The sequence below is a fragment of the Flagellimonas okinawensis genome (assembly GCF_029194005.1).
In the GTDB taxonomy this organism is placed as follows: Bacteria; Bacteroidota; Bacteroidia; order Flavobacteriales; family Flavobacteriaceae; genus Flagellimonas; species Flagellimonas okinawensis.
Window position 1 is genome coordinate 1 of record NZ_JARFVA010000014.1, and the last position, 1,908, is coordinate 1,908.

1 protein-coding gene is annotated in these 1,908 nt (G+C 50.6%); it reads right to left on the minus strand.

Features of this window, described 5'->3' with window-relative positions; all coding sequences use genetic code 11:
• Positions 1–1,908 (minus strand): beta strand repeat-containing protein (locus PY091_RS18650; RefSeq protein ID WP_275650982.1); only part of this gene is annotated, 1,908 nt, incomplete at both ends.

Consider the following 1,908-nt stretch of genomic DNA (forward strand, 5'->3'; position numbering starts at 1 on the left):
CGCTGATCGTCAATACGTTGCTCGGAGCGTCCAAGGAAGCTCCCGTGATATCGTCATCGGCCATGCTGTCGACATAGGCTTTGGTCGCGGCATCGCTACCAGCTGTCGGTGTCCCGAGACCGGTGATCACCAATCCGTTCGCATCGTTGCTTTCTGTAAGTACTTGCTCGATGTTCTGGATCTCGTTGGTCGAGGATAGGTCACCGTCCGCGGCGATATGGTCCGCAATGTCGGTCGCATTGGCTGAAATGGCCGTGGCATTTGTTGTGATCGCAGCGGTATTCGTTTCTATATCGGATGCGTTGTCCGAGATGTTCGTGGCATTTGTTGTGATGGCCGAGGCGTTGGCTGCCACTCCTGCACTGTCGTCAAGGCTTGATAAATCCACTCCTGGATTGTTGCCCAATTCATTGGTATAGGTCAAAGCGTTCGTCGAACCATCAAAGGACAATGTTGTATTGGTCTCTGCAATGGATACCGAGGCTACATTCAAATAAAGTGCCCCATCAGACCCTGCGGTTATGTTGTTGTTCGCATCGGAACTGATCAGATTAACGGACTCTGTTCCACCTCCGTCTGTTATTTCAAGATTACCTCCTGTGATACCACTGCCTGTATTATATTCATTGCCAATGTTGGTATCGGCATCAGCCGCGATATGGTCTGCAATATCGGTAGCATTGGCTGAAATGGCCGTAGCGTTCGTTGTAATCGCAGCGGTGTTCGTGGCGATATCACTTGCGTTGTCCGAGATATCGGAAGCGTTCGTGGCAATATTGTTCGTGTTGGCCGTGATGTTCGAAGTGTTCGAAGTAATGTTCGAAGCGTTCGTTGTGATGGCCGAGGCGTTGGCCGCCACTCCTGCACTGTCGTCAAGGTCGCTAAGGTCCACCGTAACATCGGCCGTGCCCTCGCTGATCGTCAATACGTTGCTCGGAGCGTCCAAGGAAGCTCCCGTGATATCGTCATCGGCCATGCTGTCGACATAGGCTTTGGTCGCTGCATCGCTACCAGCTGTCGGTGTCCCTAGACCGGTGATCACCAATCCGTTCGCATCGTTGCTTTCTGTAAGTACTTGCTCGATGTTCTGGATCTCGTTGGTCGAGGAAAGGTCACCGTCCGCGGCGATATGGTCAGAAATGTCGGTAGCGTTGGCTGAAATGGCCGTGGCATTTGTTGTGATCGCAGCGGTGTTCGTTGCTATATCGGATGCGTTGTCAGATATGTTCGTGGCATTGGTTGTGATGTTGCCCGTATTGGTCGAGATGTCCGTAACGTTGTCCGAGATATCGGAAGCGTTCGTGGCAATATTGTTCGTGTTGGCCGTGATGTTCGAAGTGTTCGAAGTGATATTCGAAGCGTTGGTCGAAATCGCAGCGGTATTTGTTGCTATATCGGATGCATTGTCCGATATGTTAGTGGCGTTCGTTGTGATGGCCGAGGCATTGGCCGCCACTCCTGCACTGTCGTCAAGGCTTGATAAATCCACTCCTGGATTGTTGCCCAATTCATTGGTATAGGTCAAAGCGTTCGTCGAACCATCAAAGGACAATGTTGTATTGGTCTCTGCAATGGATACCGAAGCCACATTCAAATATAGTGCACCATCAGACCCTGCAGTTATGTTGTTGTTCGCATCGGTACTGATTAGATTAACAGACTCTGTTCCACCTCCGTCTGTTATTTCAAGATTACCTCCTGTGATACCACTTCCTGTATTGTATTCATTTCCAATGTTGGTATCGGCATCAGCCGCGATATGGTCCGCAATGTCGGTCGCGTTGGCTGAAATGGCCGTGGCATTTGTTGTGATCGCAGCGGTGTTCGTTGCTATATCACTTGCGTTGTCCGAGATATCGGAAGTGTTCGTGGCAATATTGTTCGTGTTGGCCGTGATGTTCGACGTGT